The sequence below is a fragment of the Albidovulum marisflavi genome, assembly GCF_025751435.1.
In the GTDB taxonomy this organism is placed as follows: domain Bacteria; phylum Pseudomonadota; class Alphaproteobacteria; order Rhodobacterales; family Rhodobacteraceae; genus Albidovulum; species Albidovulum marisflavi.
In genome coordinates, this window is sequence record NZ_JAOWKY010000001.1 from 1662404 (window position 1) to 1681279 (window position 18876).

Annotated in this window: 16 protein-coding genes and 1 tRNA gene; 8 read left to right on the plus strand and 9 right to left on the minus strand. The window is 62.8% G+C overall.

Features of this window, described 5'->3' with window-relative positions; all coding sequences use genetic code 11:
* Positions 1 to 4 precede the first annotated feature (4 nt).
* Positions 5 to 511: a xanthine phosphoribosyltransferase gene (gpt, locus tag OEW28_RS08105; RefSeq protein WP_263734192.1), complete on the minus strand. Its 507-nt coding sequence runs from the start codon at positions 509 to 511 to the stop codon at positions 5 to 7.
* A gap of 4 nt (positions 512 to 515) precedes the next feature.
* Positions 516 to 1337, minus strand: a complete 822-nt coding sequence (gene fabI, locus OEW28_RS08110) for an enoyl-ACP reductase FabI (RefSeq protein WP_263734193.1) — start codon at positions 1335 to 1337, stop codon at positions 516 to 518.
* Between the two features lie 158 nt (positions 1338 to 1495).
* Here fabI and pdxH point away from each other — a divergent pair, with 158 nt between their 5' ends.
* The 5 genes from pdxH (at position 1496) to OEW28_RS08135 (ending at position 7559) form a co-directional block, all read left to right on the plus strand.
* On the plus strand, positions 1496 to 2101 hold the full coding sequence (pdxH, locus tag OEW28_RS08115) for a pyridoxamine 5'-phosphate oxidase (RefSeq protein WP_263734194.1): 606 nt from the start codon (positions 1496 to 1498) through the stop codon (positions 2099 to 2101).
* A gap of 130 nt (positions 2102 to 2231) precedes the next feature.
* Positions 2232 to 2765 carry a cold-shock protein gene (locus tag OEW28_RS08120; RefSeq protein ID WP_263734195.1) on the plus strand — a complete coding sequence of 178 codons (534 nt, stop codon included), beginning with the start codon at positions 2232 to 2234 and terminating at the stop codon, positions 2763 to 2765.
* Positions 2762 to 3235: a DUF192 domain-containing protein gene (locus OEW28_RS08125; RefSeq protein WP_412174783.1), complete on the plus strand. Its 474-nt coding sequence runs from the start codon at positions 2762 to 2764 to the stop codon at positions 3233 to 3235. The genes OEW28_RS08120 and OEW28_RS08125 overlap by 4 nt, the downstream gene beginning before the upstream one ends.
* Positions 3236 to 3278: 43 nt before the next feature.
* Positions 3279 to 3355 (plus strand) — tRNA-Pro (locus OEW28_RS08130).
* A gap of 523 nt (positions 3356 to 3878) precedes the next feature.
* Positions 3879 to 7559, plus strand: coding sequence for a vitamin B12-dependent ribonucleotide reductase (locus OEW28_RS08135; RefSeq protein WP_263734196.1), 3681 nt, complete (start codon positions 3879 to 3881; stop codon positions 7557 to 7559).
* 182 nt (positions 7560 to 7741) lie between these two features.
* Here the strand turns inward: OEW28_RS08135 and OEW28_RS08140 are convergent, their stop codons facing one another.
* A complete protein-coding gene (locus tag OEW28_RS08140) occupies positions 7742 to 9454 on the minus strand; it encodes a hypothetical protein (RefSeq protein WP_263734197.1) in 1713 nt (570 codons plus the stop codon).
* Positions 9455 to 9682: 228 nt separating this feature from the next.
* Between OEW28_RS08140 and OEW28_RS08145 the strand changes: the two genes are divergently transcribed.
* Together OEW28_RS08145 and OEW28_RS08150 are read left to right on the plus strand one after the other, a co-directional pair.
* Positions 9683 to 9919, plus strand: coding sequence for an EF-hand domain-containing protein (locus OEW28_RS08145; protein ID WP_263734198.1), 237 nt, complete (start codon positions 9683 to 9685; stop codon positions 9917 to 9919).
* A 185-nt stretch (positions 9920 to 10104) separates the two neighbouring features.
* Positions 10105 to 10338, plus strand: coding sequence for an EF-hand domain-containing protein (locus tag OEW28_RS08150; protein WP_263734199.1), 234 nt, complete (start codon positions 10105 to 10107; stop codon positions 10336 to 10338).
* Positions 10339 to 10443: 105 nt separating this feature from the next.
* Here OEW28_RS08150 and ilvN read toward each other — a convergent pair whose 3' ends face one another.
* The 3 genes from ilvN to OEW28_RS08165 form a co-directional block, all read right to left on the minus strand.
* On the minus strand, positions 10444 to 11004 hold the full coding sequence (gene ilvN, locus OEW28_RS08155; protein WP_263734200.1) for an acetolactate synthase small subunit: 561 nt from the start codon (positions 11002 to 11004) through the stop codon (positions 10444 to 10446).
* 76 nt (positions 11005 to 11080) lie between these two features.
* Positions 11081 to 12835 carry an acetolactate synthase 3 large subunit gene (locus tag OEW28_RS08160; protein WP_263734201.1) on the minus strand — a complete coding sequence of 585 codons (1755 nt, stop codon included), beginning with the start codon at positions 12833 to 12835 and terminating at the stop codon, positions 11081 to 11083.
* A gap of 294 nt (positions 12836 to 13129) precedes the next feature.
* On the minus strand, positions 13130 to 14044 hold the full coding sequence (locus OEW28_RS08165; protein WP_263734202.1) for a calcium/sodium antiporter: 915 nt from the start codon (positions 14042 to 14044) through the stop codon (positions 13130 to 13132).
* A gap of 235 nt (positions 14045 to 14279) precedes the next feature.
* Between OEW28_RS08165 and OEW28_RS08170 the strand changes: the two genes are divergently transcribed.
* Entirely contained in the window at positions 14280 to 15380 is a 1101-nt protein-coding gene (locus OEW28_RS08170; protein WP_263734203.1) for a TRAP transporter substrate-binding protein, read from the plus strand.
* Positions 15381 to 15446: 66 nt separating this feature from the next.
* Here OEW28_RS08170 and OEW28_RS08175 read toward each other — a convergent pair whose 3' ends face one another.
* The 3 genes from OEW28_RS08175 to OEW28_RS08185 form a co-directional block, all read right to left on the minus strand.
* Positions 15447 to 17144, minus strand: coding sequence for a TRAP transporter large permease (locus tag OEW28_RS08175; RefSeq protein ID WP_263734204.1), 1698 nt, complete (start codon positions 17142 to 17144; stop codon positions 15447 to 15449).
* Positions 17141 to 17746 (minus strand): TRAP transporter small permease subunit, encoded by a 606-nt coding sequence (locus OEW28_RS08180; protein WP_263734205.1) that lies wholly within the window; start codon positions 17744 to 17746, stop codon positions 17141 to 17143. Before OEW28_RS08180 ends, OEW28_RS08175 begins: the two co-directional genes overlap by 4 nt.
* Positions 17747 to 17968: 222 nt before the next feature.
* Positions 17969 to 18805, minus strand: coding sequence for an arginyltransferase (locus tag OEW28_RS08185; RefSeq protein WP_263734206.1), 837 nt, complete (start codon positions 18803 to 18805; stop codon positions 17969 to 17971).
* Positions 18806 to 18876: the final 71 nt, after the last annotated feature.

Genomic DNA, 18876 nt, shown 5'->3' on the forward strand with positions numbered 1-18876 from the left:
GCGGTCAGTCGCGCCCGCGGTAGGGCTCGACGTATTGCAGCGCCATGTCCCAGGGAAAGAAGATCCAGGTGTCCTGGCTGACCTCGGTGATGTAGGTGTCCACCATTCCGCGCCCCTCGGGCTTGGCATAGACGGTGGCGAAATGCGCCTTGGGATAAAGCTTGCGCACCAGTTCCAGCGTCTTGCCGGTGTCGACAAGGTCGTCGACGACCAGCACGCCTTCGCCCTGGTCGCCCATGATGTCGGCCTGCGGGGCCTTGATCACGCGCGGCTGAGTTTGCGCCTGGTGGTTGTAGGACTTGACCGAGATCGTGTCGACGACGCGGATGTCCAGTTCGCGGCTCACGATCATCGCGGGCGCCATCCCGCCGCGGGTGATCGCTACGACCGCCCGCCAGCCGCCATCATCGGGGCCCTTGCCGTCCAACCGCCAGGCCAATGCGCGTGCGTCCCGGTGAATCTGGTCCCAGGAAACGTGGAACCCCTTTTCATGCGGCAGGCGGTCGGTCATCTGATCACTCCTTGCGGCCGGTCACGACGTCGATGTCGGGGGCGTCCACGGCCTTCATCCCGACAAGGTGGTAGCCGGCATCGACGTGATGCACCTCGCCCGTGACGCCCGAACCCAGATCGGACAGGAGGTAGAGCGCGGACTTGCCGACCTCGTCCTGGCTGACGTTGCGGCGAAGCGGAGAGTTCAGCTCATTCCACTTCAGGATGTAGCGGAAATCGCCGATCCCGCTGGCGGCCAGGGTCTTGATCGGGCCGGCCGAGATCGCGTTGCAGCGGATGCCGTCCTTGCCCAGATCCTCGGCGATGTAACGCACCGAGGCTTCAAGAGCGGCCTTGGCGACGCCCATGACGTTGTAGTGCGGCATCACGCGTTCCGCGCCGTAATAGGTCAGCGTCAGCAGGCTGCCGCCATCGGGCATCATCGCAGCCGCGCGCTGGCAGACAGCGGTGAAGGAGTAGACCGAGATGTCCATCGTCATGCGGAAGTTGGCGGGGCTGGTGTCGACGTAGCGGCCGCGCAGTTCGTTCTTGTCCGAAAAGCCGATTGCATGCACGACAAAGTCGAGCTTGCCCCAGTCCTTCGAGAGCCGGTCGAAAAGCGCGTCCAGAGACGCCTCGTCGGACACGTCGCATTCCATGATCTGGTTGGATCCAAGCTCTGCCGCCAGCGGTTCGACACGCTTCTTCAGCGCTTCCCCCTGGTAGGAAAATGCAAGCTCGGCACCCTGTTCGGCGACAGCCTTGGCGATTCCCCACGCGATGGACTTGTCATTCGCCAGCCCCATGATCAGGCCGCGCTTCCCAGCCATCAGCTTCGTTGTCATGTCTGCCCCCGACGGCTTGTTCTGCGAGTTATCCCATTAGGACATGTCGCAGAATGCCGCAAGTGTAACGCAAGGGTTGATCGGCAGGGCTTTAATTGTGCAAACATGACCTCGCGAAAACGGACAGATCGACTTTCCGATGCAGACAAGGGTGGCCGATGGCGGACAGAAGCGGTATATTTGCCGGGGAAGATCCTTTCGCGATTGCACGGTCCTGGCTCGCCGAGGCCGAGGGCACCGAGCCCAACGATCCCAATGCAATCGCGCTTGCGACTGTAGACAAAGACGGCCTTCCGAACGTGCGGATGGTTCTCTTGAAGGAGATTGAGGCCGATGCCTTTGTCTTCTACACCAATTACGGCTCCGCCAAGGCCCGCGAGATCGAGGGCGCTGGCAAGGCGGCTTTTGTCCTGCACTGGAAGTCCCTTCGCAGGCAGGTCCGGGTCAGAGGGCTTGTCACCCGCGAAGAAGGGCCCTTGGCGGATGACTACTACGCGTCAAGATCGCTCAAGAGCAGGCTTGGCGCTTGGGCCTCGGATCAATCGCAGCCGCTGTCCTCGCGTCTTGCGCTCATGGCCGAAGTCGCCCGCGTCACCGCCGAGCACGGCCCGAACCCCAAGCGTCCCCCGTTCTGGGGCGGCTTTCGTATCCGCCCGCTCGAGATCGAGTTCTGGGCAGACGGCGCGTTTCGGCTTCACGACAGGTTCAGGTGGACAAGGGAAAGCTTGTTGCATGACTGGCACATTCAGCGACTCAACCCGTAGCGGTGGAGCAAAAAAAATGGCGGAGGTTAATTTTTCGGTCTTCACGTTGTTTGCTTGATTGGCGCTGCGCGTCATGCGAGTTACCGAAGGCCGATATATTACTCCTAAACGTGGAAGACTGGGCACGCAGATGACGCAACAAGAACCCGCATCGAAACGGGTTTCCGGACGGGTGAAGTGGTTCGACCCGGCGAAGGGGTTTGGGTTCATTATCGGCAACGATGATGCCGGTGACATTTTGTTGCATGCCAATGTACTAAGGAACTTTGGTCAGGGATCGGTCGCGGACAACGCGCGCATCACCGTGATGGTCCAGGTGACGGGGCGCGGGGCCCAGGCTGTCGAGGTGCTTGAGATCCTTCCGCCCGAGGGCGAAACGGCGCCGCCGATCGAGGATCTGGGCGACAGCGACATGGCCATGATTCTCTCGCTTCCGCTGGAGCCGGGCCGGGTCAAATGGTTCGACAAGGGAAAGGGCTTCGGTTTCGCCAACATCTTCGCCCGGCCCGAGGATGTCTTCATCCATATCGAAGTGCTGCGCCGCTCGGGCTTTGCCGATCTCGCTCCGGGGGAGGCGGTGGGTCTGCGCGTGATCGAGGGCAAGCGCGGCCGCATGGCCGCTCAGGTGACGTCGTGGGAAGCGGGGCTGAGGGAAACCAAGTGATCCGCAGCGCGCTCCTGTGCCTTGCCGTGGCATTCGCCGGCGCGCCGGCGTTCGCAGTCTGCTCGGACGATGTGGCCGAACTTCGTTGGGATGGTGGAAAGGCCCGTTTCCGCGTCGAGCTTGCGAAGACGCCGGAAGAACGCTCAAAAGGACTCATGCACCGTGAAAGCATGTCGTCGGGGGCGGGGATGCTGTTCATCTTCGATGGCCCGCGCGGCGTGTCGTTCTGGATGAAGAACACGCTGATTCCGCTGGACATGATCTTCATCGAACCGGACGGGCGGGTAGCGAAGGTGCATGAAGGCGCCGTCCCGCTCGACGAAACCCTGATTCCGGGCGGAGACAACATCGAATACGTGCTTGAGATCAACGGGGGCCTGGCGCGCCGTCTGGGCATCGCCGAAGGTGCCGAGCTGCGCCATCCCTCGCTGGACCAGGATCACGCGCTTTGGAGCTGCGTGGGCGAATAACAGCCCTTTCCAATAGGCCGCCAAGCGGTTAGAGACGGGGCATCGGGGCGTAGCGCAGCCTGGTAGCGCGACGGTTTTGGGTACCGTAGGTCGGAAGTTCGAATCTTCTCGCCCCGACCATCCTCCTGAAGACATCATGCCGGATCGCGAAAAAGGTAATCGCTGCCTTCTGTCGTTTATTTGCCATAGTCCCCTCGATCGTTACGGCAGAGCGACGAGATGGGTCTCTGTGGATAATTTCAAGCTATTGGTGAACATCTGAGGCCAAGCCCCCTCATTTCTTCGGCTTTTCGGGGCGCGCCCGACTCGTCATGACCTGTGCATGAATCATTGCCCGTTCTGCCGATTGGCGCCTGGCCCAAAGGTCAACGAAAAATAACACCCGCGTGAACGAAAAATGATGTTGACCCAACGTGCGGTTACACGTCAATTTGTGCAGGCCGAAACGGACGCCACTAAATCTAGTGGTCCTGACGGGGAAAGCGAAAAGAAAAGCCGCCTGGGTTGCGGTGCCGGTCCGCGGGGTGATCTGCGGATGCCGGGATAGCTTTTCCCTACGGCGAAACGGGCAAGAGTGCTTGAAGGCGCCGCCCGAAGGGGAAGCAACGAAGCGGCAGACGACCGCAAGCGAAACGGGGCAGAGATGAAGATCGAAAGAAAGTTTACCAAAGCTGGTTCGGGCGCCTATTCCGAGATCGAGTTCACCACGACCGTTTCGGAAATCCGCAACCCCGACGGCAAGATCGTATTCCGCAATGACTCCGTCGAGGTGCCGAAGGGCTTCAGCCAGGTTGCGTCCGACGTTCTGGCGCAGAAGTATTTCCGGAAGGCCGGCGTCGCCGCCTGCCTGAAGAAGGTGAAGGAAAAGGGTGTGCCGGAGTTCCTCTGGCGCTCGGTGCCCGACGAAGAGGCGCTTCAGCGCCTTCCCAAAGAGATGCGCTACGGCGGCGAAACCTCGGCCAAGCAAGTCTATGACCGCCTGGCGGGTGCCTGGGCCTACTGGGGCTGGAAGGGCGGCTACTTCACGACCGAGGCCGATGCCGAGGCCTATTACGACGAAATGCGCTGCATGCTGGCCGAACAGATGGCCGCGCCGAACTCCCCGCAATGGTTCAACACCGGGCTGCATTGGGCCTATGGGATCGACGGGCCGGGGCAGGGGCACTTCTACGTCGACTACAAGACCGGCAAGCTGACCAAATCAGAGTCGGCATACGAACATCCCCAGCCGCACGCCTGCTTCATTCAGTCGGTCGCCGACGACCTGGTGAACGAGGGCGGGATCATGGACCTTTGGGTCCGCGAGGCGCGGCTGTTCAAGTATGGCTCGGGCACCGGCACCAACTTCTCGTCTCTCCGTGGCGAGGGCGAAAAGCTTTCGGGTGGCGGCAAGTCCTCGGGTCTGATGGGCTTCCTCAAGATCGGCGACCGCGCGGCGGGCGCGATCAAGTCGGGCGGAACCACGCGCCGTGCGGCCAAGATGGTGATCTGCGACATGGATCACCCGGATATCGAGCAGTTCGTGAACTGGAAGGTGATCGAGGAACAGAAGGTCGCCTCGCTCGTGGCCGGTTCAAAGTCGCATGAAAAGCAACTGAACGAGATCTTCGCGGCAATTCGCCAATGGGACGGTTCGACCGAGGATGCGGTCGACCCGGCGAAGAACGACGCGCTGAAGGCCGCTATCCGCGGCGCAAAGCGCGCGATGATCCCGGAAACCTACGTCAAGCGCGTGCTGGACTACGCCAAGCAGGGCTATGACAGCATCGAGTTCCCGACCTACGACACCGACTGGGACTCGGAAGCCTATGCGAGCGTTTCTGGCCAGAACTCCAACAACTCCGTTCGCGTCACCAACGCCTTCCTCAAGGCGGTGAAGGACGACGCGCCCTGGGAACTGATCCGCCGCACCGACGGCAAGGTCGCCAAGACCGTGAAGGCGCGCGAACTTTGGGCGCAGGTCGGCCACGCCGCCTGGGCCTGCGCCGATCCGGGCATCCAGTTCCACGACACCGTAAACGCCTGGCACACCTGCCCGGCGGATGGCGAGATTCGCGGATCGAATCCGTGCTCGGAGTACATGTTCCTGGACGACACGGCCTGCAACCTGGCGTCGATGAACCTGCTGACCTTCTACAAGGGCGGCAAATTCGACGCCGAAGGCTATGTCCATGCCACGCGCCTTTGGACGGTTACGCTGGAAATCTCGGTGCTGATGGCGCAGTTTCCCTCGAAGGAAATCGCGCAGCGGTCTTACGACTATCGGACGCTGGGCCTGGGTTATGCCAACATCGGCGGCCTCCTGATGAACATGGGGCTGGGCTACGACAGCGACGAGGGACGGGCGCTGTGCGGCGCGCTGACCGCGATCATGACCGGTGTCTGCTACGCGACATCGGCCGAGATGGCGGGCGAGCTTGGCGCTTTCCCCGCCTATTCTCAGAACCGTGACCAGATGCTGCGCGTGATACGGAACCACCGCACCGCCGCCCACGGCCGCACCGATGGCTACGAGGCGCTGGAGGTCAGGCCGGTCGCGCTTGATCACGCGAACGTTCCCGACCAATCCCTTGTCGCCCTTGCGAAGTCGGCGTGGGACGAGGCCCTGGCCCTGGGTGAAAAGCACGGCTACCGCAATGCCCAGACCACCGTCGTCGCCCCGACCGGCACGATCGGCCTGGTGATGGACTGCGACACCACCGGCATCGAGCCCGACTTTGCCCTCGTGAAGTTCAAGAAGCTCGCGGGCGGCGGCTACTTCAAGATCATCAACCGCTCGGTCCCGGCGGCCCTGGAAACTCTGGGCTACGGTTCGGCCCAGATCGAAGAGATCGTAGCCTATGCCGTCGGCCATGCCTCGCTTGGCAACTGCCCCGGCATCAACCACACGGCGCTGATCGGCCATGGCTTCGGCCAGGCGGAGCTTGAGAAGATCGAGGCAGCCCTGCCCACGGCCTTCGACATCCGCTTCGTGTTCAACCAGTGGACGCTGGGGTCTGAATTCTGCACCGGCACGCTGGGCATCCCGGCCGAAAAACTGAACGACCCGACCTTCGATCTGCTGCGGCACCTGGGCTTCACCCGCGCGCAGGTCGAAGCCGCCAACGACCACGTCTGCGGAACGATGACGCTGGAAGGGGCGCCGCATCTGAAGACCGAACACTACCACGTCTTCGACTGCGCGAACCCCTGCGGCAAGAAGGGCAAGCGCTTCCTGTCGGTCAACAGCCACATCACCATGATGGCGGCGGCGCAAAGCTTCATCTCTGGTGCGATCTCCAAGACCATCAACATGCCGAACTCGGCGACGATCGAGGACGTGCTGGCGGCCTATGAACTGAGCTGGAGCCTCGGGCTGAAGGCCAACGCGATCTACCGCGACGGATCCAAGCTGTCCCAACCGCTCGCCTCGGCGCTGGTCGAGGACGACGAGGAGGCCGAAGAGGTTCTGGCAACCGGATCGGCGCAGGAAAAAGCCGCCGTGCTGGCCGAAAAGATCGTCGAGAAGATCGTCGTCAAGGAAATCGTCCGTCGCCACCGGGAAAAGCTGCCCGAGCGCCGCAAGGGCTATACCCAGAAGGCGATCGTGGGCGGACACAAGGTCTATCTGCGGACGGGGGAGTACAAGGACGGCCAGTTGGGCGAGATCTTCATCGACATGCACAAGGAAGGTGCGGGCTTCCGGGCGATGATGAACAACTTCGCCATCGCGGTTTCGGTCGGCCTTCAGTACGGCGTGCCGCTGGAAGAGTTCGTGGACGCCTTCACCTTCACCAAGTTCGAACCGGCGGGCATGGTCCAGGGCAACGACTCGATCAAGAATGCGACCTCGATCCTCGACTACATCTTCCGCGAACTGGCGGTCAGCTACCTGGACCGGACCGACCTTGCGCATGTCAAGCCGCAGGGCGCGACCTTCGACGACCTCGGCGGCGGTGCCGAAGAGGGCAAGGCCAACGTCACGGAGGTAACCGAGACGGCAGCCTCCAAGTCGCTTGAAATGCTCAAGCAGGTCGCTTCTCCCGGATACCTGAGGAAGCGTCTGCCGCAGGAACTGGTGGTGCTGCAGGGCGGCGTGGGCGCGACGGCGCTTGCGGGCGATCCGATCGCTGCGCTCAACACGCTGGTGCCCGTCACGGCCGCGGCTTCCGCAGCCGGGGCCACGGCGATCGTCACCGGCACGGTCACGATGGACGCCCGCGCCAAGGCCAAGATGCAGGGATACGAGGGCGATCCCTGCGGCGAATGCGGCAACTACACGCTGGTGCGCAACGGCACCTGCATGAAGTGCAACACCTGCGGCGGGACGTCGGGGTGTAGCTGAGAAATCCAAACCTCCGCGCCGGATCACAGACGGCGCGGGGGGTGGTTCCGGGGCGGGTGCGCTCGCCCTCGACGACGTTCAGGCCGCAGGCAGAACACCGAGCGGTATGAAGGATGAGCCTGGACGGCGAAACTGGCCCCATCTTCTGATGGGGCCTTTTCTTTTGTCGGCCGGGCGGGGGCCTAGTAGGGGCAGGCGGCCACCAGTCCGGGCAGGCAGTTTGATTGCGTGTAGTCCAGACCGGACAGGCGCGCGGTGTCGTAAGCGGTCCTGTGCGCGAGGAAATTCAAGACCAGGCCGCTGTCGGCGTCCTTGACGGCCGTGCAAAGATAGGACTCTTCCAGAGCATCAACAAATGGCGCGACGCGAAACGAAAGATCGCGCGCAAGAGGGCCGCAGGCGTGCCTCCCCGTAACGAGATCGTCGAACGAGAAATCCGTTTGCCATGGAAATGCTGGGTATATGATCGGCGGGGCCGCCTCGGCGACCTTATCAAACCTTAGATTGCCCCATTTGTTGGCGAAGTCTTCGGGCCTTGGCGCATGGGCGATGCCGGCGTGGTTGAGCCCCATGGCGTCCAGAACAGGACGCCGCGTAACGTAGGCGATGGCGCCCACGTCGACCGCACCGATTTGGTCGTCGGTAAAAGCGACCGCAGCAAGCCGCTGCGCGGTCGCGGCCCATGCGGAAGCGCCGGACCCCAGCACCATTTCGAGGGTACCCTTTTGATCGGAAGTAATCTTATCAACGCCGCGAAGTAGATGAGGCGGCACAAGTCTTGACCCATGGTGAACCGCCGCGTTGTCAGTTTGGCGGACGAAGAGCAGTGAGGCGATGATGATCGCGACTGCTCGGAGGTTGCCTCCGGGGACGTGTGAGCAGACATTCACCAGCCGCGCAACGTCGACAGCAAGAAGCGGCAGCAGCGGCAGAAAGAAGCGCGATTCCGGGTGGCTGTCGCCCCCCTCCAAGATCACAAGCGCGATCGTCCCGAACACGAAACAGAGATGCACGACAGGGGTCAGGCCCAGCCGCATCGCGATCAGGGTTGCAAGCACCAAGGCGCCGAACGACGAGCTGACCCAGGTCCAGGTGTATTCAAGGCCCTGCAAGACCTCTATCGTCCGCGTCGCCGAGGCCTTTGCATAGAAGGTGTTCGGCAGCGGATACCCGAATGCCCACAGCCGCCAGGCCGTCAGCGCGAAGATCACGACGATCGGGGCCGCGGTCAGCAGAACCGATGTCCTCCGGTCCGCTGAAGTGGGCCGGTTTGTCAGCCAGAAGTGGACAAGCACGACCGGCGCGATGATCATCCCTTCCGGCCGCATCAGCACGAGCCCGATCAGCGCTAAGGCCGTCAGGATCGAAAGTCTCCGGGCCTCATGCGCGTGAAGGGTGGACAGGTAAGCAAGGAAAAAGGCGAGGGTGTAGGGGACGGCGTCCAGCCCGTTGCTGACCCAGGTGTTCAGGCTCGTGCATGCGCCGAAAGTCAGCAGTCCGGCGGCGTAGGCCAGAAAGGTCATGCCGCGCAAGGCATGGGCAAGTGCCGCGAACAGAAGCGCCAGCGATGTCAGGGTCACGACGGCACTGGCCACCACCGGATCCGGACCTGTCGCATGGACCAGGGCGATCAGCAGGACGTGACCAAGGCTGGTGAAACCTTCAACGGGGGGGAGGGACGGATGCCAGTACGGAAACCCCGTCTCTACAAGGTTGCGCGCATATGTGAGCGTGATGAACGTGTCGTCGACACTGGCATTCATACCCGCCGCCATCACCACCGACAGCAGGAATACCATCGCGGCCACGACCAGGCGAAGGGGACTCAGCCGTGCAGGAGGCGCCGAGGACGTGAAGTCGCCCAGCTTGGGGGCAAAGGTATCATGATTTGCCATAAGCGAATGATTTCATGTGAATGACGTCAATCAAGGCATTTTCTAGCAACAAGCTCCACCTGTCCAGCGGTCCGGATCGGACAGGCTGCCTATCTCAGGGTCAAAGCGCGGAGTGTGCCGACGTTATCGGTTTTCCGGGCCGATGTTATTGCCTTACAGATCGGTCCGGCCCATCTTTCACGCGAAGGGGCGCGTGGATCCTGCGCCCATTGCTCCAAGGAGACGACGATGAAGCTTTCGCAACTTGTCCTGTCGGGCGTATTCGTTCTGGCCGCTGCGGCCTCTGCCCATGCGCAGTCCGCGGTCAGTGACACCGACGGCAACGGCACCTATTCGATGGAAGAGATGACGGCGGCCTATCCGGACATGACTGCTGCGCTGTTTTCACAGATCGACGTTGACGGCTCGGGCGAGATCGACGCCGACGAACTTCAGGCGGCGCTCGAAAATGGGCTGGTCGGGTAAGGCCGATCAGCCAGGAATCGCCTTGCGGATCGGGGCATCGGCAAAGGATTGCCGATGCCCTCTGATTGCATGGGGCCGACATCAAACATGCTCTTGCGGGAATCCGGGCCGAGGAGCAAATAGCGCGCGGTGGCGCTTAAGCCACTGATTCCAGGGCAAATGCCCTTACCCGGAGACAAACGAAGATGAAGAAGTTCGTTCTGGCACTCGGCGCCATGGCCGCTATCGCCTCTGCCGCCAACGCCCAGACGGTCGTCACCGACGCGGACGGCAACGGCACCTACTCGATCGAAGAGCTGACCGCTGCTTACCCGGACCTGACGCCGGAGCTTTTCGCCGAGATCGACGCGAACGCAGACGGTGCGGTTGACGCCGACGAACTGGCTGCCGCGCAGGAAGCTGGCAAGATCGCGGCCTGATCGGGCCTCGACCTTCAAAGACGAAAGGGCCCCGGAGCGGAAGCGCCGGGGCCTAGTGTTTTCAGGTCGCGCCGTCTCGATCCGCGGCGCTGCGTGCAGTGTGCGTCAGGCCCCGCGCGCCAGTGCCGCCACACCCGTGCGCGCCACGTCGCTCAGGCCCAGAGGGCGCATCAGCTCCGCGAAGGCGTCGATCTTCTCCGGCGTGCCGGTGATCTCGAAGACGAAGCTTTCCAAGGTGCTGTCCACGACGTTCGCCCGGAAGATTTCGGCCAGGCGCAGTGCCTCGATGCGCTTTTCGCCTGCGCCGACCACCTTGAACAGTGCCAGTTCGCGTTCGACCGAGGGGCCCTCGACGGTCAGATCGTGAACCTCGTGCACGGGGACCAGGCGGCCAAGCTGCGCCTTGATCTGCTCGATCACCGCCGGCGTGCCGCGCGTGACGACCGTGATGCGTGACCGATGACCCTTGTGGTCGACCTCGGCCACGGTCAGGCTGTCGATGTTGTAGCCCCGGCCCGAAAAAAGCCCGATCACGCGCGCCAGGACCCCGACTTCGTTATCGACCATCACGGCCAGCGTGTGGGCTTCGATAATTTCGGCGTTGGGGTCGCGCAGGTCATAAGCGGAGTGGCTCGACGAGCCTTTCTTGATCTTCAGCGCGGACATGAGCCCTCATCCTCTCGCAGTGCATGTTTCATGGTGCAATGTGCTGGGGGCGGGCAGACCCTGCCGCCCCCTCGTGTCAGACCAGAACGGCGCCGCCAGCCTGGATCGCGCCCTCGGTCGAGGCGTCGCCCAGAAGCATTTCGTTGTGCGGCTTACCCGACGGGATCATGGGGAAGCAGTTTTCATGCTTCTCGACCAGAACGTCGAGGATGAACGGCCCGTCGTATTCGATCATCGCCATGATCGCGTCATCCAGGTCCTTGGGGCTGTCCACCTTCGCGCCCTTGCAGCCGAAGGCTTCGGCCAGCTTGACGAAATCGGGCAGGCTTTCCGACCAGCTGTGCGAATAGCGCTCGCCATGCAGAAGCTGCTGCCACTGGCGCACCATGCCCAGGCGTTCGTTGTTCAGGATGAACTGCTTGACCGGCGCGCGGAACTGAACGGCCGTGCCCATTTCCTGCATGTTCATCAGCCAGGACGCCTCGCCCGCGACGTTGATGACAAGCGCGTCGGGATGCGCGACCTGCACGCCGATGGATGCGGGCAGGCCGTAGCCCATGGTGCCAAGCCCACCGGAGGTCATCCAGCGGTTCGGCGCATCGAAGCCCAGGAACTGCGCGGCCCACATCTGGTGCTGTCCGACCTCGGTCGTGATGTAGCGGTCGCGCCCCTTGGTCAGCGCCTCAAGCCGTTCAAGCGCATACTGCGGCTTGATCACCTGATCGGAGTTCCGATAGGTCAGGCACTTCTTCGCCTTCCATTCGTCGATCTGCGCCCACCACTTGGCAAGGCCTTCCTTGTTGACCTTGCGGCCACGCGACTTCCAGACCTTCAGAAGGTCTTCAAGCACATGTCCAACGTCCCCGACGATGCCCAGATCGACATGGATGACCTTGTTGATCGATGACGGGTCGATGTCGACATGCGCCTTCTTGGATCGCGGGGAAAAGTCTGCGATGCGCCCGGTGATCCGGTCGTCGAAGCGCGCGCCCAGGTTGATCATCAGGTCGCAGCCGTGCATGGCCAGGTTGGCCTCGTAAAGGCCGTGCATGCCCAGCATGCCGATCCAGTTCTTGCCGCTTGCGGGATAGGCGCCAAGACCCATCAGGGTCGATGTCACCGGAAAACCGGTCGCATCGGCCAGTTCGCGCAGAAGCTGGCTGGCGCCGGGGCCGGAGTTGATCAGGCCGCCGCCGGTATAAAGGATCGGGCGCTGCGCGGTTTCCATCCACTCGACCAGTTCCGTGATCAGGTCGATGTCGCCCTTGACCTTCGGCTGATAGTGGCCAGTGCGGGTGGCCTTGGGCGCGACGTAGGTACCGGTGGCGAACTGCACGTCCTTGGGGATGTCGATCAGCACGGGGCCGGGACGGCCCTGGGTGGCGACGTGGAAAGCCTGGTGAATGGTTTCGGCCAGCTTGTCGGTGTCCTTGACCAGCCAGTTGTGCTTGGTGCAGGGGCGCGTGATGCCGACGGTGTCGGCCTCCTGGAAGCCGTCGGTCCCGATCATGAAGGTCGGCACCTGTCCGGTCAGCACCACAAGAGGGATCGAATCCAAAAGCGCGTCGGTCAGACCGGTAACGGCGTTCGTGGCGCCGGGGCCGGAAGTCACCAGGACGACGCCCGGCTTGCCGGTCGAACGCGCGTAGCCCTCGGCCATATGCACCGCGCCCTGTTCGTGCCGCACAAGGATGTGGCGGATGTCGTTCTGCTGGAAGATCTCGTCATAGATCGGAAGTACCGCGCCTCCGGGGTATCCGAAGACCGTGTCGACCCCCTGATCCCTCAGCGCCTGAACCACCATTCTCGCGCCGGTCATCTGCCCTGACATCTATCGCTCCATTCGTGCATCGTCTGTGGCAACAAAAAGCCCCGGCTCATTCGGACCGGGGCGCATGGGAACCTTTGTGGCAACCGTCACCGGCCCATGCGCGTCCTTTCAAGAAGTACGAGGATCGCGTTCATCGCCCCCGGGTCCTTTCGCTGCTGTGCGGCGGACATTATGCACGCTTGATTGCAGCGTCAACCTGCAAAAGCGCGAATAAAGTGTCGCAGGGCATCATTTTGCTGAACTTTTGTTGCGCGAGCTTGGCTTGATGGCGCAAGAAAGCGAATCCCGGATATCTCAGCTCATCCCCAGAAAGACCAGGTAGCCGCCGTAGCTTGCCAGAAAACCGCCGCCGGCCAGCCTGCCCACGCGCCCCGGCAGCACCGCAAGGGCAAGGAAGGCAAGCGCCGAGGCGACGGCAAGTCCGATGTCCAGGCTCGAAAACTCGGACCCGACCGGAATGGGGGTGATCACCGCGGTGATCCCCAGGATCCCGAGGATGTTGAAGATGTTCGACCCCAGGATGTTGCCAATGGCGATTTCCGGGTGCTTCTTGACCGCGGCCACGATCCCAGTTGCCATTTCGGGAAGCGACGTGCCGATCGCCACGATGGTAAGACCGATCACCGCCTCCGACACACCGAAGGCGCGCGCCATTTCGGTTGCGCTTGTAACCAGGGCCTTGGCGCCCAGAAGCAGGCCAGCGAAACCAAGCGCAAGCAGAAGGGCGGACTGCCAGACGGGGCGGGAGGGAATGATGGTTTCGGGAATTTCGCGCGAACCCCAAAGGCTGATCCAAAGGTAGACGGCCAGCGCCAGAACCAGAACCGTGCCCTCGATCCGCGTTACGTCGCCATCCATCAGCACGCCCCAAAGGGCAAAGGTCGAGCCGATCAGGAAGATGAAATCGCGCTTCAGGCTCGAAAAGTTCAGGGTGACCGGAATGATCAGCGCCGAAAGCCCGAGGATCAGAAGGATGTTCGCGATGTTCGAGCCCACGACATTGCCGACCGCCAGCGCAGGGGACCCGCCAAGCGCCGCCTGGACCGAGACCAACAGCTCGGGCATCGAGGTGCCGAAGCCTACGATCGTCAATCCGATCACCAGTGGGGGCACGTGAAAGCGTTGCGCGATGCCCACCGCGCCGCGAACCAGCAACTCCCCGCCGACAATCAGTCCCGCAAGGCCAATGAAGAACAAGATGAAGGTCAAGATATGCTCCGGTCTGTCTTCGCTAAAAGATCGAGCGGGCAAGGCGCATTGCAAGAGGTGGCGCAAGGATTCGTCGAGAAAATCGCCAGTTGACAACCGGCACGCTCCGGTTGACCCGGCGTAACCGCGCGCAGCGGCGAACGCGTGCTTGAACGGCGGGACGTTCCGATTATTGTTCGGGCGTCGGGGCGAAGAGCGTCCAGACGCCGCAAAATAACCGGGAGGTTTCTTCTTAATGGATCGTCGTTCTTTCTTGACCAAGGCTGCCCTTGGCGGTGCCGCCGGTTCGGCCGCGCTTGCCGCGCCCGCGCTGGCACAGTCCAATCCTCAGATCACATGGCGCGTGACGTCGTCCTTCCCCAAGGCTCTCGATACCATTTTCGGCGCGGCGGACACGATGGCCCGGTACGTCAACGAAATGACGGACGGCGCATTCAACATCCAGGTTTTCCCGGCGGGTGAGCTTGTTCCCGGTCTGGAAGCGGCCGAGGCCGTGTCCTCCGGCACGGTCGAGGCATGCCACACCGTTCCCTACTACTTCTGGGGCAAGGATCCGACCTACGCCTTGGGCGCGGCCGTGCCTTTCGGGCTGAACGCGCGGATGATGAACGCCTGGTGGTACTACGGCGGCGGCATCGACATGATGAACGAATTCTACGCGACGCAGAACCTGATCGCCTTCCCGGCCGGCAATACCGGCGTGCAGATGGCCGGGTGGTACCGCAAGGAGATCAACAGCGTCGAAGACCTGCAGGGCCTGAAGATGCGCATCGGCGGCTTCGCCGGCAAGGTGATCGAAAAGCTTGGCGTCGTGCCGCAGCAGATCGCCGGTGGCGACATCTATCCTGCGCTTGAGAAGGGCACCATCGACGCGACCGAGTGGGTCGGCCCCTACGACGATGAAAAGCTGGGCTTCTACAAGGTCGCGCCTTATTACTACTATCCCGGTTGGTGGGAAGGTGGTCCGTCGATCGCCACGATGATCAACCTGGACAAGTGGAACGAACTGCCCAAGGCCTACCAGGCGGCGCTGCGCGCGGGCTGCGTCGTGGCCAACACCGACATGCTGGCCAGCTACGACTGGAAGAACCCGACGGCGCTGAAATCGCTTGTCGCCAACGGCGCGCAACTGCGGCCTTTGCCGCAGGACGTCCTGACCGCCGCCTTCGATGCGGCGCAGGCGACCTACGAAGAGGTTTCGGCCAGCAACGCGATGTTCAAGAAGATCAAGGATTCGCAGGACGCGTTCCGCCGCGATGCCTACCTGAACGCGCAGACGGCCGAATACAACTACGACGTCTTCATGATGAGCCAGCAGCAAGCCGGCAAGCTCTGAGGGAGCGGTCTGAAACTGAAAGGCCCCGGGTGTTCCCGGGGCCTTTTCCTTTGGTCTGGCGCAAGCTCAGGGATCGACCTTGGGGGGCTCCAGTTTCGGCGCTCCAAGCGTGGGCAGGCCGTTCAGCCCGCTGCCGATGCCCCCGCCCATGGGCTGGAGCGAGGGGATCGTGATCTCGACCGTCGAGGGGTCCACGACCTTGCCCTTGTAGTGCATGACCATGCCGGGGAAGGCGATCACGATCGCGATCATGACGACCTGGATCACGACGAAGGGGACGGCGCCCCAGTAGATCTGGCCCGTGGTGACGCCCGCAAGCTCCTGACCCGTCACCTTGTCCCTGTAGGCCCCCCGAGGGGCGACCGAGCGCAGGTAGAACAGCGCAAAGCCGAACGGCGGATGCATGAACGAGGTCTGCATGTTGACGCCAAGGATCACGCCGAACCAGATCAGGTCGATGCCCAACTGCTCGGCCGCCGGCGCAAGCAGCGGCACGATGATGAAGGCCAGTTCGAAGAAGTCCAGGAAGAAGGCCAGCACGAAGACCAGGATCGACACGATGATCAGGAAGCCCATCTGGCCGCCCGGAAGCCCGGTCAGCAGGTGTTCGACCCAGACATGGCCGTTCACCCCGTAGAAGGTCAGGGAAAACACCCGCGCACCGATCAGGATGAACATCACGAACGATGCCAGGCGCGTCGTCGCGATCAGAGCCTGTCGCACGACCTCCAGGTTCAGCCGCCGTTTCGAGGCCGCCAGGATCAGGGCGCCGACCGCCCCCATCGCGCCGCCTTCGGTCGGGGTGGCGATGCCAAGGAAGATCGTTCCCAGAACCAGGAAGATCAGCGCAAGGGGCGGGATCAGCACCATGATCACCTGACCTGCAAGGCGGCTCAGAAGGCCAAGGCCCATGGCGCGGTCCAGAACCGCGAAGGCATAGATGATGGCGACCGCCATCGCCGCGCCAAGGATATCCGCGTTCGCCCCGTGAACCGGCGCAAGCCAGACATGCGCGCCATAGCCGATCGCGATCGCGGCGATGATCGCGACGATCAGGGACACCACGCCTTGCCCCAGAGTGCGCGCCTCTTGCGGAAGGGCAGGGACCCACTTGGGCCGGAACAGCGACACGAGGAAGACGTAGCCAAGATAGAGCCCCGTCAGGACCAGGCCGGGAATGAGCGCGCCCTTGTACATGTCGCCGACCGAGCGGCCCAACTGGTCGGCCAGAACGATCAGCACCAGCGAGGGCGGGATGATCTGCGCAAGCGTGCCCGACGCCGCGATCACCCCCGTCGCCACACGCCGGTCGTAGCCGTAGCGCAGCATGATCGGCAGCGAAATCAGCCCCATCGCGATGACCGATGCGGCGACCACGCCCGTGGTCGCGGCCAGCAGCGCGCCCACCACGATGACCGCATAGGCCAGGCCGCCCCGCACAGGACCGAAGAGCTGGCCGATGGTGTCCAAGAGGTCCTCGGCCATGCCGGACTTTTCAAGCACGATGCCCATGAAGGTGAAGAAGGGTATCGCAAGGAGCGTCTCGTTCGACAGGACCCCCCACAATCGCTGCGGCATGGTGAAGAGAAGCGGCCAATCCAGCGTGATGGTTTGTTCGGACCAGGGTGCCAGCCAGACGCCGATGGCGAAGAACAGAAGCCCGTTCGCGGCCAGCGAAAACGCGACCGGGTAGCCCAGCAGGAGGAAGATCACCAGCGAGGCGAACATGATGGGCGCCATGTTGATGGCGATGAACTCGATCATTCGGGCTTCTCCCCGTTCCGGCCGGCGGCGTCGCCTGCCAAGGCGGCGCCTTCTTTCTCGGCCGCCTGCTGGTGCGATACGAAGGGATGCGGGTCTTCGATCAGGCCGCGCATGACGGCGATCTTCTTGATGATCTCGGATATCGCCTGCAGCGTCAGAAGCGCGAAGCCCGCGGCCAGGATCGCCCGCGCGGGCCAGATGATCAGCCCCCCGGCATTGGTCGAGATCTGTCCGATCTTCCACGCCTGGTAGGCGTAGGGCACCGTCATCCAGGTCATCAGGACCACGAAGGGTGTCAGGAACAGGAGGTGACCAATCAGATCGATCCAGTGCTGCGCCCGCCGGGACCGGGTGCCGTAAAAAATGTCGATCCGGATGTGTTCATTTTCCTTCAGGGTGTAGGCCGCTGCCAGCATGAAGGCCGCGCCGTAAAGGTACCACTGAAGCTCGAGCCAGGCATTGGACGAGCTTGAAAACACCTTGCGGATGATCGCGTTCGCCGCACTGACGGCGATCGCCAGCAGAATTAGCCAGATCACCGACTTGCCGATCCACTCGCTCAACCGGTCGATCCCTCTCGCGAGGGACAGGAATGGTTTCATTGCCTTTGTCCTCCCCTGGCGCCTCGGGCGCCTTCTTGCCCTGAACGGGAAACTGATAAAGCGGCGCTGGCTGGCACGCCGCGCCACGAATGCCGGATCGGCGACCCTTTGACGCTGCAAGGAATAGTGCACAGCTCTGGGCAGCGCGCCAGTGGCCAACGCGGGTGACCTAGGGTCAGAGTGGCGCCGCGTGCCATCAGGGCCACGCCCGCAAGCGCGGCGTCAGCTTCCTTTGGGGTGTGCCTCGGGCAGGGCGATGCGCGCGACCTGTTCGGCGATCGGGTCGACCGAAAGCGGATGGGTTTCGCCGCTGTGGTCCTCTGGGTTGCCGATGTCCTGCCATGAGCCGTTCTTGTAGATTTCAAGCGCGCTGAAATTGGCCTTGTAGCCCATCTTGCGGCTGCCCGGCACCCAGTACCCGAGGTAGACATACGGAAGCCCCATCGAGCGCGCGATGGCGACATGGTCCAGGATGATGTAGGTGCCAAGGCTGTCACCCGCGCGGTGCGGTTCGTAAAAGCTGTAGACCATGGACAGCCCGTCATCGAGCACGTCCGTCAGGCACACCGCGATCAATTCGCGCGAGGAAGCCGGCCCTCCGGGGCGGTCCGAATATTCGATGACGCGGCTCTTCACCGGCGTTTCCTCGATCATCGCCGCGAACTCGAAGATGTCCATGTCCGCCATTCCGCCATCGGCGTGGCGGCTGTCCAGGTAGCGGCGGAAGAGGGCGAACTGGTCCTCGGTCGCCCAGGGACTGGTCGCGTCGCGGCGCAGCGTGTCGTTCTTGCGCAGCGCTCGCCGCTGGCTCTTGTTCGGCGTGAAGTCGGCCACGCGGATTCGTGCCGACAGGCACGCGGTGCATTCCGCGCAGGACGGGCGGTAGAGCACGTTCTGTGAGCGCCGGAACCCTTGCTTGGACAGCGCGTCGTTCAGCAGCTTGGCATTTTCGCCCTGAAGCGCAGTGAACAACTTCCTTTCGGACCGCCCGTCGAGATACGGGCAGGGCTGGGGTGCCGTCACATAGAACTGGGGCGCTATGGGAAGCGTGTGGCGCATGGGGCCCCAAGGGTTGCCGCTGCGGCGAACGTTAGCAAGGGAGTGCTCATCCGCCAAGCATTTCCTCGTGC

Excerpts from the sequence above, each read along its gene's own strand:
- gpt (WP_263734192.1), bottom strand. The coding sequence starts at position 511 with ATGACCGACCGCCTGCCGCATGAAAAGGGGTTCCACGTTTCCTGGGAC.
- fabI (WP_263734193.1), bottom strand. The coding sequence starts at position 1,337 with ATGACAACGAAGCTGATGGCTGGGAAGCGCGGCCTGATCATGGGGCTG.
- pdxH (WP_263734194.1), top strand. The coding sequence starts at position 1,496 with ATGGCGGACAGAAGCGGTATATTTGCCGGGGAAGATCCTTTCGCGATT.
- OEW28_RS08120 (WP_263734195.1), top strand. The coding sequence starts at position 2,232 with ATGACGCAACAAGAACCCGCATCGAAACGGGTTTCCGGACGGGTGAAG.
- OEW28_RS08135 (WP_263734196.1), top strand. The coding sequence starts at position 3,879 with ATGAAGATCGAAAGAAAGTTTACCAAAGCTGGTTCGGGCGCCTATTCC.
- OEW28_RS08140 (WP_263734197.1), bottom strand. The coding sequence starts at position 9,454 with ATGGCAAATCATGATACCTTTGCCCCCAAGCTGGGCGACTTCACGTCC.
- OEW28_RS08145 (WP_263734198.1), top strand. The coding sequence starts at position 9,683 with ATGAAGCTTTCGCAACTTGTCCTGTCGGGCGTATTCGTTCTGGCCGCT.
- OEW28_RS08150 (WP_263734199.1), top strand. The coding sequence starts at position 10,105 with ATGAAGAAGTTCGTTCTGGCACTCGGCGCCATGGCCGCTATCGCCTCT.
- ilvN (WP_263734200.1), bottom strand. The coding sequence starts at position 11,004 with ATGTCCGCGCTGAAGATCAAGAAAGGCTCGTCGAGCCACTCCGCTTAT.
- OEW28_RS08160 (WP_263734201.1), bottom strand. The coding sequence starts at position 12,835 with ATGTCAGGGCAGATGACCGGCGCGAGAATGGTGGTTCAGGCGCTGAGG.
- OEW28_RS08170 (WP_263734203.1), top strand. The coding sequence starts at position 14,280 with ATGGATCGTCGTTCTTTCTTGACCAAGGCTGCCCTTGGCGGTGCCGCC.
- OEW28_RS08175 (WP_263734204.1), bottom strand. The coding sequence starts at position 17,144 with ATGATCGAGTTCATCGCCATCAACATGGCGCCCATCATGTTCGCCTCG.
- OEW28_RS08180 (WP_263734205.1), bottom strand. The coding sequence starts at position 17,746 with ATGAAACCATTCCTGTCCCTCGCGAGAGGGATCGACCGGTTGAGCGAG.
- OEW28_RS08185 (WP_263734206.1), bottom strand. The coding sequence starts at position 18,805 with ATGCGCCACACGCTTCCCATAGCGCCCCAGTTCTATGTGACGGCACCC.